This window comes from Bisgaardia hudsonensis (assembly GCF_004345785.1).
Taxonomy (GTDB): domain Bacteria; phylum Pseudomonadota; class Gammaproteobacteria; order Enterobacterales; family Pasteurellaceae; genus Bisgaardia; species Bisgaardia hudsonensis.
Genome location: NZ_SLXI01000001.1, coordinates 364,007 through 377,537, shown reverse-complemented (window position 1 = coordinate 377,537; position 13,531 = coordinate 364,007). Strand labels below are relative to the sequence as shown.

Sequence of the window (13,531 nt, the reverse complement as noted above, 5' to 3'; positions counted from 1 at the left end):
TTATCTCCAATTCGCACTTAAAACCGTTTCAAGGCTTGTGTTAAGTGCTGCTGGTAATGAAATCTGCCCTGCCGCAGGTGGCGAGAATGCTGCCATCGCACTCACTAATTTATCCACATTACTATGCGTTAAGGATTTATTATTGAACGCTACAATCTTTTCGAGCTTGTAGTTTTTACCATACCAATCAGTAATAATCGTTTTATCTTCGGTGCCAATTACACTTATTTCTAAGTCAGTATCTAGCTTACGGAACCAAAGTTGGTTATGGTTAACATTGCTGAAGCGTAAGGTATCTGTACCCTGTTCATCATATATGCTATCAATACCGTCCCCTCGATTAAACAGATAAGTATCGTTACCTTTACCCCCCATCAAGAAATCATTACCCTTCATTCCATTTAAGGTATCATTTCCACCATAGCCAATTAAACGGTTATTAGCAGCATTTCCTTTCAATGAGTTATTGCCATCATTACCTGTTCCTGAAATAGGATTACTGCCGTTAAGTTGGAGGTTTTCTACATTTTCAGGTAAGGTGTAGGAAACCGATGAAATTACTTTATCTGTACCTTGATTTTCTTTCTCAATCACTTTATCAAGATGAGAATCGACTATATAGGTGTCATTTCCGGAACCGCCAATCATGGTATCAAACCCTGCTTTACCGTCTAAACGGTTATTACCTGAATTCCCTACCAATCGGTTATTTTCACTGTTACCTACCGCATTGATTGAGGCTGAGCCTGTGAGTTGTAGCTCTTCGGTATGTGCTGATAGGGTATAACTGACGGAAGATTTCACAATATCATAGCCACCATCTTTGATTTCAATGACCTTATCGCCTGCGTTGTCCACAATGTAGGTGTCGTCACCAAACTCACCTGACATTGTATCAGCACCGACTTTACCATCAATCAGATTGCCAACCGCATTACCTCTTAATCTGTCATTGCTATTACTACCTAAAATCACTTGCTTAAGCTGCGGTAAATCCGCTTGTTCTTTGGAGAAAATAAACATATCAGCTTTTAGCTTATCAGTTCTCACACCTTTTAACGTGATGTACTGAGTACCTGCTTTAGCTTCGCCTAACCAAACTCTTGTGTAAAGTTCATTATTGACTGAGAAACTAGAGAAGTTGATAGTATTCACACCATTAAACTGAGAGATATCAATTTTCTCGTTTTTGTCATTGATATCAAAGTCCCAAATCAGATTTTTCAATAGACCTTGAGAGGCATTTGGTGAGCTATCTTTTACCACCACAAAACGGTCACTACCTTTGCCACCCTCAGCTCTTGCTTCATTGACTTTGACATTATGGTATTGATTTAACTTTATATATTGCTGGTTATGATAACTCGTGGACTCTGCAGATTCATCACCTTCTAAATAAAGTACATCATTGCCTTCACCGCCTGACAGATAATCCGCACCCTCACCGCCATAGAGTGTATCATTACCGCCTCCCCCTAGAAGCTGGTCATTCCCCCTACCGCCATACAAAATATCGTCTCCGCCAGTTACTGAATTTGATGAGTGTTCTCCCACAATAACATCATTACCCGCCCCACCTTTAACTATATCATTACCATTACCACCGAAAATCCTATCTTCCCCTCTTGTTCCCCAGAAAGCTACCCCAAAGTCAGGTAACGCAACCTCTTCATTGCTATTCGAAAATCCATAGCCACCCGTTTGATTTAACCAATAAGGTTTAAATACTTCCGCAGTAACAACAATATTGTTATCAGTAAGCTGGCTGGCTTGAATATTGTTTAATCTAACTGTTTGCCCACTACCTAAAGAAATCAGGGTATCAGATCCCTGTTGTTGCTTAGTCCAAGAAAAAGCGTTAAAGCCTGTGAAAACAAGGCGGTCATGCCCCACCGTAAAATCCGTAATCACATCTTGGCTATTTGATTTCTTATCAATAATAAAAGTATCGCTACCTTGACCACCCGTTAAGCGGTTATTCCCTAAACCTCCCGCCAATATATCATTCCCTTCTAGTCCAGATAATGTATCATCGCCACGTCCACCAATAAGCACATTAATAGCATTGTTCCCAGTCAGCTTATCGTTATAATCGCCCCCTGTAACATTTTCAATTTGTGCTGGATTATTGATGGTTAAGGCTTTTCCCGCTAAATTCGCTTTGCCAGTGGAAAGATTAACTTCAATCACACCATTCATTGCTGCAGCATTAATAGTATCTATTCCTCCATTGGTATCATTAAGCGTATTACCCATTTGATGATTATGGAATTCATTAGTATAGACGTAAGTATCTCCTGTGCCATAAACCCGTCCATAAAAACTCAATGACCAATGATTTAATGTCCCTGTTTGCCCTGTTGCTACATCAAAAACCTGTAATTTCCATTGCCCATTAGGGTCTTCACCTTTTAAAAGTGCTGTGTTAAAACGGTAATCTAAGGTATTGGATTCACCGAATTTAATATCCCCATGAGCCTTCTCTTCATTTGGATTTTTTCCAGGTCTATTCATTAATAAAGAGGTTGTTCCTGAGGGGGAAATCAACTTAATGATTAAATCACTAGCACGAGAATGGGTTAAATTGACTTTTACAGAAACATTTTCAAGCTGTAAAGTGGCACTTTCAACATTAACAGAGAACTGTCTACCATTATTATCCTCGATAGCTTGGTTGATATTACCAGATTGATAAATATCCTCTAATTTCACTTCATTTTCATAAGTGTGTTGCGTATGCCAATCTTGGGCTAATCTCACCGCTGCTTGTGCATCAACAACACCATAACCATAGTCGTGGCTGACGTGCATCCCTGTACCATTCCAATTTTTCGCCCCGTTACGTTGCCATTGACTGTCGGTAATGTCTTTTGTGGTAGCTGTGAGGGCAAGAATTTCCTGTACATCACGATAACCAAGATAAGGGTTGGCTTCTAACATCAAGGCAACGATGCCTGAAACAACAGGGGCAGAGAAACTCGTACCATTATTGCGAGCATATTCATTCCCTAATGTTGAGCCATTTTCATTGACAATTTCACGAGAGCTTGAGTAAGTATTGGAACCGTGTGCCGTAACCAAAATGCTAGCACCTTGATTTGAATAAGGTGCAATAGTGGTTTTAAACGCACTATTTTGTTGAGCAGAGGCAACCGCAATACCATAACGTACATTAGTGAGTTCAGAATAATTGGTATTTCCGCCCGCACTTCGTTCATTACCAGCAGAATTAACAATTACCGTGCCGAGTCCATTACGTCCTTCCATTAAAGCAGGTTTATAAATATCAAACAGGGTTTTACTTTTATCAGTAAAGTTGATTTGTTGAACGAAGTTTTGTTTATGCCCCCAGCTGTGATTGGCTACATCATAGTTTTTCATTTTATTTAAGCTGGTGATATTTTCTCCGACCCAATGGCTAGCCACTCTCGCATCATAGGCAACACCCACTCCACCTTCACCATTACGCTCCGCCACCATAATACCCGCGACTTCCGTGGCATGCTTGCTGAACACCTTATCATCTTCTTGGCGTTTATATTCGTAATCGTGCAACCACTGCTTATCCATTTGGTGGCGTAATTCAGGGTGACGATAATCCGCTACTTCTTCTGCCACAGAAAAAGGCCCGCTAGGTTCAAACTGCCCAATGCGGATATTTTTACCCGTATAATTTGTCCAAACAGGCAGAATATTATCTGCTTCCAAATAATATTGACGAATAATATCGGGGTCTTGCGGTAAGTGCGGTGGGACTAAATAGACTTTTCCTGTTAGCTCTCCCTTACCATTGGTGCTAATTGCCTTAATACCTTTGGCATCCCGAATGGAATATTCAAAACTGGCAATCCCTTTAAACCCTTTGGTCGACGTAAATTCAATATCACCATTATCTAATACTCTTAACGAACCACCTCGAATATTGAAAGCTTGATAGATACTAATTTTATCGCCTTGAACATCAATATCATTTTTTAAGAGTTGAGATTGTTTAATAATGTAAGGGCGTGAGCCGTCAAAACGTCGCCCTTTGCTGTCTTGATAAAGAATATCCTCTACAGGCATTGGGTTTTCCCATTCTGTCTCTGTTGAAGGTGCAGCATAGTTAGTCAAATCTTTAAAATTCAACTTCTCAATATTGCGTAAAAAGTCCGTGCCATCTCGTCCTTGTTTGGTGTCGCTAATTAATAAACCACCGCCCATTTTAGTGATTTTATAGTCGGCAAAATTACCTGAGAACTCAGCAATATCTTCACCCTCACCGCCATCTAAATAATCATCGCCCCCCTCGCCAAGCAAGGTATCTGTCCCTTCGCCACCGTATAACATATCATCATCAGAGCCACCGAAAAGCACATCATCGCCCTCATCACCAAATAAACGGTCATTGCCTCGATGTCCTCGGATTAAATCCTTACCTGCATTACCTGAAATAAAGTCATCGCCATTTTCGCCCGATAAGGCATCATTAGCAATACTGCCTACAATCACATCGTCGCCATCGCCTCCACGCACAAAAATAGAGCTGTTGCCTGAAGAAACAAATACATCATTGCCCCTTCCTCCGTGAGCGATTTCAATTTCAGCGACACCAAGGTCTAAACTGACCCCTTTATTGCCCACCACTTGTACAATATCATCGCCTTTGCCACCGTGAATATTCTCTGGCAAATCATCACCATCAATCAGTAACACATCATTACCATCGCCGCCAAAGAAAATATCGGCACCGCCTCCACCAGCAAGCCAGTTATCTCGCCCATCGCCTCGTAGCGTGTCGTTACCATTACCAGCTTGGATATTTTCAACGCCTAATTTAGCCACACTTAAATCCCGATTCACATCATCAACAGCTGTCCAACCTGTCGTGCTCTCAATTAAACCAGAGGCTTCCGTCACTGTTTTCTTACCCCCATTAGCATTGCTAATACGATGCCCTCTTGGATTGGCTAAAAAGTTCACCGCCACCACTTCTTGTTGTTTCCCCTTACGAGTAAAACTGCCCTTTGCTAATAATTCATTGCCATTAAAAAGTTGTCCGCCTTTCTCTTCATAATCTAATTTGATAGCAGTAATACCTAATTGTTTAAGGGTTTTTAACTCCCCAGAATCCGTCACGCCATTATGGTTTTTATCTTGCCATACTCGTACAGCATTAAAATCCCTATCCTTTTTATCAAATACATTATCTTTATTGCTGTCTAAACTTTTTAATGCTTCAAAACCATTAGCAAAACGTTTTTCTCCCGCTTCGCCATTACGTCCTGCTTTGCCAGCATAATATTCAGAAAACACTTCTGACATATTGTCGATTTTGCCGTTGTTATTTAAATCCTTCACCAACAAACCATCTTGATTATTTACCCAACCGGTTTCCTCCAAAGCCCCCCCGTCATTATCAATATCAAATAACACCGATTTTTCGTTATAACTCACCGCTCTTGCCCCATCGCCGTTTAAATCTAAGATAAGCGGATCGACAGGTAAGCGAGAATAGCCAAAACCTTTTACTTTATTAAGCAGTTTTGGATCTTTAATAAAAGAAAATTTTTCATTAAGAACGGATTTATTATCATTGTCAAAAATACCTTTGGAGAGATTATAGTTAGATGCTCTAAAACCATTAGTGGTAATATGTGACATGGAAACTGAAAACGGATCGTTATGTTTATTTAATATATCTTTATTTAGTAAAGCATAGAGTGCAGGAGAAAGAGAAACAGCGTCATTATCAGAGTTTTTATCTAGGATTGGGGTAGTGGAGATGTTGAATTTATTGGTTGGGGTTTTGTTTTCATCAGTATTTTCTATATGAGATCTACTTAATTGATCAATGATAAATCTAGCTTGTTTACGAGATATTTCAGCTAAAGTTGTCGGTTTGAACGTTACAGTAGGCGTATCAGAAGTATGCTCTGAAAAATTCTTAAACATATTGGGTTTTCTAATATATCCAACTGCAGGGATAATACTTGAGCCTGTGTAAAATCTAGCATTAACTATTTTATCTGCCTCAGTAATAAATTTATCTATATTCATGCTTTCATTATTAATTTGAGGCGTATTGCGTTTAAGCTTGTCAAATTCTGTGCGATTTACCGTAGTAAAACGAGTATTACCTCTGTCTTCAGTAATATGAATTTTTGTTGTCGCATCAGAGGTATCCCTTAGAGTATACTTAACTATTCTATTGGTTAACCAAGATATGTTTTTACTGCTATAATCATAGTTATCTTCTTGAGCTTTAAATGAAAAGTTGCGAACCTCACTTGGTCTTCCATTTTCATCAATATAAAATTTAACCATTTCTTTTTCAATTGCAATACTAGCAGAACCAAAAATCAAAGCATTAGTTGCATATTTATCATCATTAGTATTTGTTTCGTAGTGAGATAATGCTAGTTCTCCCTTCAGGGCTTTATCATGCAAAGATTTTTTCTCTAAATAGCCTCTATATTCCTTTTGATTAGCTATAGCTGCAAATTCATAGCCAGTCTGTATATTTTTTACTGACAGAGGATTTGATGGATATTTATAGATAAGCTTGACTATTTTTTCATAACTAATTTCTTTTCCTTTATAAGCAGAAAAGTCTATTTTATTACCCTCAGTATCAACTCCTGAGAAAAAACGAGACAGAATTTTAAAAGAGGCGGCAGTAATGTTTTTAGCTGCAGTGTATTTAAAATAATCAGATTAAGAAATTTCAACATGATGACCTAGTTCTCTAATATCTAAAACTTTAGCAGCCAAATTTTCATCATTTACATTTAGTTTAATAAATTTATCTGTCATAATTAATTCCTTATTTATTCTAAGTTAAATAAATATCTTAAATTACCACAGTTTTCAATTTGATATCTATCTACTTTAGTTTCTCTTATCGTATTCCACATATATTGACTATCAGAGTTACCTCCAACTTTCGAATGAATAATCAACTGTTTTTTTTGTTCTCCTCCTAAGCTAAAGGAAGATTTTTCATATAAAGAAAGTTCTGTACCATAAAAAAGATACATTATATTATGATTCTTTAGAATCTCCATAAAATCTAGTTTCCAAAATTCAGCAGGATTCATTTGAGATAATATATTTTCACTATATTGTACAAAAGTATCATCTAAATCTGCTGATGATGCCATCATATGATGTTGTAAAATAAGATTTCCAATAAAGCTATTAAGCACATTTTCATCAATATTTTTTCCAGTAATAGCTAACTCACAATCCATAAGGTTGGGAAATTTATCATTAGGATCAGGATCACACCAATCCCTGTCTTTATCCATTTTGATGTCTAAGAGAATATCATTAAAATAACGATTAACTGCAACTTTTAATCTATATTCTTCGTCTCTTTCAATTCTTTCGCAGTGCATTTTTCTTCTTTCCACAATTGATGGATTATCGTCTTGTATAAGAAAAATAAGTGCGATATAGACTAATAAAACAACAGCTTTTAATAGCCCAATCTTTGTTATTTTCTTTTTATCAAGTTTCATAGGTTAATTACAATGTGAATAGGTCGTTAAAATTTTTCTTATCTTTAGCATATCTAATAAATTTGGGAAAGAGGAGGTTTTTAAATTTGTGATTCGCCTCACGTTTTTTTATTGCAAGAAGTAAATTATCTCCAATTCGCACTTAAAACCGTTTCAAGGCTTGTGAAAAGAGGCAGCAGTAATGTTTTTAGCTGCAGTGTATTTAAAATAATCAGATTGAGAAATTTCAACATGATGACCTAGTTCTCTAATATCTAAAACTTTAGCAACCAAATTTTCATCATTTACATTTAGTTTAATAAATTTTTCACTCATATTAATCTCCTACTTAATCTAGATTAAATAAATAAGTCAATACGCCACACTCTTCTATTTTATATCTATCTACTCTAGTTCTTCTTATCGTATTCCACATATATTGACTATCAGAGAAACCTCCAACTTTCGAATGAATAATCAACTGTTTTTTTTGTTCTCCTCCTAAGCTAAAGGAAGATTTTTCATATAAAGAAAGTTCTGTACCATAAAAAAGATACATTATATTATGATTCTTTAGAATCTCCATAAAATCTAGTTTCCAAAATTCAACAGGATCCATTTGAGATAATATATTTTCACTATATTGTACAAAAGTATCATCTAAATCTGCTGATGATGCCATCATATGATGTTGTAAAATAAGATTTCCAATAAAGCTATTAAGCACATTTTCATCAATATTTTTTCTGGTAATAGATAATTCACAATCCATAAGTTCAGGAAATTTATTGTTGGGGCTGAGTCTACATTGATAGCTGTCTTTATCTTTTTTGAGTTTCAAAAAAATATCTCTAAAATAATAATTAATCGCAGCTTTTAATCTATATTCTTCGTCTCTTTCAATTCTTTCGCAGTGCATTTTTCTTCTTTCCACAATTGATGGATTATCGTCTTGTATAAGAAAAATAAGAGCGATATAGACTAATAAAACAACAGCTTTTAATAGCCCAATCTTTGTTATTTTCTTTTTATCAAGTTTCATAGGTTAATTACAATGTGAATAGGTCGTTAAAATTTTTCTTATCTATAGCATATCTAATAAATTTGGGAAAGAGGAGGTTTTTAAATTTGTGATCTATTTCGCAGTTCATTTTACAAGAAGTCAAATAATACTTAATTAGGTTTTCATGAGGAGGGTTAAATAGTTATTTAGGCTTGGAGGGGGGGGGAGTTAAAAGTCTTTTAAATCTTCCCAAGACTCAGTTCCTCTATTAATAGGAGCATCTAAATGATTGGATGTATCTTGTTTTGTTTGAATGTTTTTCTCTGTATCAAATATTACAGAGGTATTCTCTTTAGGTAATACAGAACTTGGAATATAACCAAATTCACTAAGATTACTTATTACAAATGTAGTAGGTTCTGCTTTAATAGTTGCATCAAAATTAGCTAAATAATCTGATAGTTGAAAAAGAAATAATTGATAAAAAATGTCTAAATTAATTGGATCAATATCATCATCAAATTGCTTTAGAAGCTGAAAATAAAGCGTTTCCACTTCATTAAAATCGATATCGTACCCTTTATTACTTTTAAGCCACTGTCGTAACTGCTTAACTTTAGGTCTTCCCATTCCATTATTTAAAGCAAGTGGTATAACCAAATCCAATTTTTCAAAAGCAAAACTTAACTCTGTTATTACCTGATGCTTAACACTCGACCAACCTAGTTGGCTAATCAGATCAGCAAGCTTTCTATTTGAAATATCATCATTACTATATTGCTGTAAATACAATTCTTTGATCTAAAAATTGCTCAAGCCTTATCTAATTCACCTTGCTGTTGATACTCTTGATAAAGTTCTGTCAGAATTTTAAGACGTGTATTTCCACCGTTATATAACTCATATTTATCGTTATTAGGATACTTTGTTACTGTAAGGATAGACTGTAATCCAATATTCCTTATAGACTCTTTAAGATTTTCATAATGTTCTTGATAATTCATTCCTAATGTTTGTCTAGGATTAAGGCGGAGAGGGTAATATACTTAGAATATCAAGCATAAATACTTGTCCATCAATAGGTGTATTCTTAATCTCATCTGTAGAAAGTGATGCTTTATTTTTATGAAAACTGAGAAAACCACTACTCATTTTTCTTCTCCACTAATTCAGGAAAGACTTCTTTATATAAAGATTGGATAACAATATTTAAATGGTCATACTTATTAGGATCTTTGTATTGATGTGCAAATGTTTTCATTAAAAAATAAGATTCAAAAAATTTACGTTTGGTGGGTACAACGGTTTGTAATAAATGTGTCGTTTTTAAATTTTCATCATTAATAAAAGCAGTCTGTAATTCTTTAAGTAATAAACTATCTGTTGTTAAACTGCGATCAAAATCATTAATGATAAAGGTTAAAGAAGGAGGATAAGGATTACCAATATTTTCATATTCTTTAATCGCTGAATTAAATACATCAACAACTCTTGCTGTTTCCATTGCAAAAAGCATTTTAAGTTTAGTGACAGAAAGGACTAAATCTGGACGTGCAAGTAATGCTGCATTTTGTACAGAACGACCATCAGTACCTTCTGTATCAATAAATATATAATCATACCTATCTTTTAAAGGCTCTAATAAAAAAGCCAACCTAAAAACACCATCAGAACTATTCCTTAAAAATGAGCAACCAATAGCTTATTAGGATCATCATTAATAATAATATCGATATTCTGATGATTCGTTGTTTTATGAATAACCTCATCAGCAGATAATTTACCCATAAGAAATAATGAAAATCCGTTATTAGATTCTAAGTGGTTGTCTATATCGAAAAAACGAGATAGTGATTGCTGAGAATCAGCATCAATCAATAGAATTTTTTACCTAAAGAAGCAAGGTAACCAGCCATATGAATAGTAAGTGAAGTTTTACCTACGCTACCTTTTGTGGAAATGAAAGAGATGATTTTAGCTGTACTCATAATTTGACCTATACATTTTTATAAATACTATTAACTACATAAAATTTAATAGATAAAAATTAAAATAAATTTAAAGTAAAACATTTTTTAAAGGAATGAATCACTGTCATACAATGCACTTAAAAGACTATATTTATCCTTAATTAGCACTTAATGTCTAATTTTAAGGAAAAAATATCTCAAAATAATGAATATAATGAATTTAAAATAGTTATTATTGTTGATTTAATTAAAGGGGTATTTTAATATGAAGAGGTTGTTAAGTACCTAAATACATAACAATAGAGAATAAAAAAACAAAATCATGTAGTAATTAATAAAACACTACCATTTAAAAAATAATTTTGTTCTTTAGGTAAAAAAGCTCTTATTTATACTATTGTAAAATAAAGAATTTAAAAGAAAAATGGCGGAACGGACGGGACTCGAACCCGCGACCCCCTGCGTGACAGGCAGGTATTCTAACCAGCTGAACTACCGCTCCGAATTAGAATTGATTGGCGGAATGGACGGGACTCGAACCCGCGACCCCCTGCGTGACAGGCAGGTATTCTAACCAGCTGAACTACCACTCCGCTTTGTGTGTCGAATAATAATGTTGAATGGACCAAAGGTCAAGGCATTTTTTTATTTTACTATTTAATTGATTAATTGCTAGTCATTAATGTATATTCTCTTCCTCTAACAAATTCACCCATAAACAATTCCCTTTACTTTTCTTATTAATATCTTTCAAGAGTTTCTGGTGTGCCTCCTGTTCTTCTAATGTGGGTAGAATTAATTTCAGATCCATAATATTATGTTCCACAAGCGAATCATTTATATCTTCCCGACTTTCTATAATAATATCTTTAACGCTATCGACTACATCTGTACGTGATATCCCATTCACTTTATTTACATCTAATTCCGAAGATTGATGAACATCATGTTCATCAAATAAACTCTTCTGACCTCCTGTCATTGTCAAATAAACATCACCTAAGATCTCCGCATCAAGTAAAGCACCGTGTAATTCCCTTTTTGTATTATCTACATGTAATCTTGTACAGAGTGCATCCAAACTATTTCGCTTTCCTGGATACATTTTTCTTGCCATTTGTAATGTATCGGTAACAAAGCAAATATCTTCCGTTCTTAAGTTAATATTATTCTTTTTAAATTCATAATCCATAAAACCCACATCAAATGGAGCATTATGAATAATGAGTTCAGCATCTTTTATAAACTCAATAAACTCTTCCGAAATTTCCAAAAATGTTGGTTTATCCTTTAAAAAATCATCTGTAATTCCATGTACTTTTATGGCTTCTGGATCGACTAATCGGTCTGGTTTTATATATAAATGTAATTTTCTTCCAGTATAGCGACGATTAATAATCTCTACCGCACCAATTTCAATAATGCAATGCCCCTCATAATGAGCACCGAATTCATTCATCCCTGTGGTTTCAGTATCCAATACAATTTGTCTTTGAATATCTTTTTCTTTTGTCATATTCTCATACTATCTCTTTTGTAGAATTTAAGGTATTATCGCCTCATTTAATAAAAAAGAATAGAAAAAATATGCAAAAAAATGTTGAAATCTTTACTGATGGCTCTTGTTTAGGTAATCCTGGACCAGGGGGGATAGGTATTTTATTACGTTATCAAAAACATGAGAAACAAATTTCAAAAGGCTATTTTCAAACGACAAATAATCGAATGGAGATATTGGCTGTAATAGAGGCACTAAATAGTTTAAAAGAGACTTGTTTAATCCATTTACATAGTGATAGTCAATATATGAAAAATGGTATCACAAAATGGATTTTTAATTGGAAAAAAAATAACTGGAAATCAAGCAATGGAAAACCAGTTAAAAATCAAGATTTATGGCTCCAATTAGATAAATTAACTAGCCTACATTCAATAGAATGGATTTGGGTAAAGGGGCATAATGGGCATAAGGAGAATGAAATCTGCGATCAACTTGCAAGAAAAGGCGCAGAACATCCAACACAGCCAGATATAGGATATAATCCACAACAATAATATAAAGACTTATCTATAAATACTAATTTACGCACATTTTAGATATAAATTAACCCAATAAAAAACAGGCTTAAAGCCTGTTTTTTAATTTAAATAATCAGATCATTATTTTGTCATTGCCGCGACTTCTGCAGCAAAATCAGACTCTGCTTTTTCAATACCTTCACCAACTTCTAAACGAATGAAATTAGTAACATCAGCACCATTTGCTTTTAAGAAATCACCAACTGATTCAGAAGGATTCATTACAAACGGTTGGCCAGTTAATGAAACTTCACCAGTGAATTTTTTCATACGACCTTCAACCATTTTCTCTGCTATTTCGCGAGGTTTACCTGATTCCATTGCTATCGCTACTTGAATATCACGTTCTTTAGCAACAACATCAGCTGGCACATCTTCAGGTTTAACATAATCAGGACGACTTGCAGCAACGTGCATAGCAACTTTTTTCAATAAATCTTCATCAGCATTTACACCAGCAACTAAAACGCCGATTTTGGCACCATGTAAATATGCACCTAAAACATCACCATCTAAAAATTGAACACGGCGAATTGTCATATTTTCACCAATTTTAGCAACAAGTGCAGCTCGTTTTTCTTCAAACTGAGCTTGTAATGCTTCAATCGTTACACCTTTATTTGCTACAGCATAATCTGCAACTTCATTTGCTAATTCTAAGAATCCAGCATCTTTTGCAACGAAATCAGTTTCACAGTTCATTTCAACTAAAGCACCGAAACCTTGAGCTAAACGAGAAATAATCACGCCTTCAGCAGCTACACGCCCTGCTTTTTTAGCGGCTTTCGCTTGACCTGATTTACGCATATTATCAATTGCTAATTCAATATCTCCATTCGCTTCTACTAATGCTTTTTTACATTCCATCATACCTGCACCAGTACGATCACGAAGTTCTTTTACTAATTTTGCTGTAATTTCAGCCATATTAAAATCCTCTATCCATTTAATCTCGTACGATAACTACCGCACTTTTACTTATATCATAAAAAAACAGG

General features: G+C 34.8%; 12 protein-coding genes and 2 tRNA genes. 1 reads left to right on the top strand and 13 read right to left on the bottom strand.

All coding sequences use genetic code 11. From position 1 onward, the window contains the following. The 12 genes from EV697_RS01770 to dnaQ form a co-directional block, all read right to left on the bottom strand. Window positions 1-6,429: a S8 family serine peptidase gene (locus EV697_RS01770; RefSeq protein ID WP_236824066.1), complete on the bottom strand. Its 6,429-nt coding sequence runs from the start codon at window positions 6,427-6,429 to the stop codon at window positions 1-3. Between the two features lie 380 nt (window positions 6,430-6,809). Next, window positions 6,810-7,502, bottom strand: a complete 693-nt coding sequence (locus tag EV697_RS01765) for a hypothetical protein (protein WP_132021927.1) — start codon at window positions 7,500-7,502, stop codon at window positions 6,810-6,812. A 153-nt stretch (window positions 7,503-7,655) separates the two neighbouring features. After that, entirely contained in the window at window positions 7,656-7,817 is a 162-nt protein-coding gene (locus EV697_RS09795) for a hypothetical protein (RefSeq protein WP_165906456.1), read from the bottom strand. A 13-nt stretch (window positions 7,818-7,830) separates the two neighbouring features. Further along, window positions 7,831-8,523: a hypothetical protein gene (locus EV697_RS01760; RefSeq protein WP_132021925.1), complete on the bottom strand. Its 693-nt coding sequence runs from the start codon at window positions 8,521-8,523 to the stop codon at window positions 7,831-7,833. A 189-nt stretch (window positions 8,524-8,712) separates the two neighbouring features. Beyond that, complete coding sequence (locus tag EV697_RS01755) at window positions 8,713-9,276, bottom strand: hypothetical protein (protein ID WP_132021923.1); 564 nt, start codon at window positions 9,274-9,276, stop codon at window positions 8,713-8,715. 20 nt (window positions 9,277-9,296) lie between these two features. Further along, on the bottom strand, window positions 9,297-9,488 hold the full coding sequence (locus EV697_RS09865; RefSeq protein ID WP_132021921.1) for a hypothetical protein: 192 nt from the start codon (window positions 9,486-9,488) through the stop codon (window positions 9,297-9,299). 19 nt (window positions 9,489-9,507) lie between these two features. Beyond that, a complete protein-coding gene (locus tag EV697_RS10015; protein WP_257793050.1) occupies window positions 9,508-9,636 on the bottom strand; it encodes a hypothetical protein in 129 nt (42 codons plus the stop codon). Beyond that, on the bottom strand, window positions 9,629-10,138 hold the full coding sequence (locus tag EV697_RS01745; protein WP_132021919.1) for a ParA family protein: 510 nt from the start codon (window positions 10,136-10,138) through the stop codon (window positions 9,629-9,631). Before EV697_RS01745 ends, EV697_RS10015 begins: the two co-directional genes overlap by 8 nt. A 220-nt stretch (window positions 10,139-10,358) precedes the next feature. After that, window positions 10,359-10,472 (bottom strand): ParA family protein, encoded by a 114-nt coding sequence (locus EV697_RS01740; protein ID WP_132021917.1) that lies wholly within the window; start codon window positions 10,470-10,472, stop codon window positions 10,359-10,361. Between the two features lie 407 nt (window positions 10,473-10,879). After that, window positions 10,880-10,956, bottom strand: a tRNA-Asp gene (locus EV697_RS01735). Window positions 10,957-10,970: 14 nt separating this feature from the next. After that, window positions 10,971-11,047 (bottom strand) — tRNA-Asp (locus tag EV697_RS01730). An 86-nt stretch (window positions 11,048-11,133) separates the two neighbouring features. Beyond that, window positions 11,134-11,970: a DNA polymerase III subunit epsilon gene (gene dnaQ / locus EV697_RS01725; RefSeq protein WP_132021915.1), complete on the bottom strand. Its 837-nt coding sequence runs from the start codon at window positions 11,968-11,970 to the stop codon at window positions 11,134-11,136. Window positions 11,971-12,041: 71 nt separating this feature from the next. On the opposite strand from dnaQ, the gene rnhA reads away from it, so the two are divergent. Next, window positions 12,042-12,509 carry a ribonuclease HI gene (gene rnhA / locus EV697_RS01720; RefSeq protein ID WP_132021913.1) on the top strand — a complete coding sequence of 156 codons (468 nt, stop codon included), beginning with the start codon at window positions 12,042-12,044 and terminating at the stop codon, window positions 12,507-12,509. Between the two features lie 105 nt (window positions 12,510-12,614). Here rnhA and tsf read toward each other — a convergent pair whose 3' ends face one another. Then, window positions 12,615-13,460 (bottom strand): translation elongation factor Ts, encoded by an 846-nt coding sequence (gene tsf, locus EV697_RS01715; protein ID WP_132021911.1) that lies wholly within the window; start codon window positions 13,458-13,460, stop codon window positions 12,615-12,617. Between the last annotated feature and the right edge of the window lie 71 nt (window positions 13,461-13,531).

Coding starts and splice junctions, on each gene's coding strand:
- EV697_RS01765 (WP_132021927.1), bottom strand. CDS start 7,502: ATGAAACTTGATAAAAAGAAAATAACAAAGATTGGGCTATTAAAAGCT.
- EV697_RS09795 (WP_165906456.1), bottom strand. CDS start 7,817: ATGAGTGAAAAATTTATTAAACTAAATGTAAATGATGAAAATTTGGTT.
- EV697_RS01760 (WP_132021925.1), bottom strand. CDS start 8,523: ATGAAACTTGATAAAAAGAAAATAACAAAGATTGGGCTATTAAAAGCT.
- EV697_RS09865 (WP_132021921.1), bottom strand. CDS start 9,488: ATGAATTATCAAGAACATTATGAAAATCTTAAAGAGTCTATAAGGAAT.
- EV697_RS10015 (WP_257793050.1), bottom strand. CDS start 9,636: ATGAGTAGTGGTTTTCTCAGTTTTCATAAAAATAAAGCATCACTTTCT.
- EV697_RS01740 (WP_132021917.1), bottom strand. CDS start 10,472: ATGAGTACAGCTAAAATCATCTCTTTCATTTCCACAAAAGGTAGCGTA.
- dnaQ (WP_132021915.1), bottom strand. CDS start 11,970: ATGACAAAAGAAAAAGATATTCAAAGACAAATTGTATTGGATACTGAA.
- rnhA (WP_132021913.1), top strand. CDS start 12,042: ATGCAAAAAAATGTTGAAATCTTTACTGATGGCTCTTGTTTAGGTAAT.
- tsf (WP_132021911.1), bottom strand. CDS start 13,460: ATGGCTGAAATTACAGCAAAATTAGTAAAAGAACTTCGTGATCGTACT.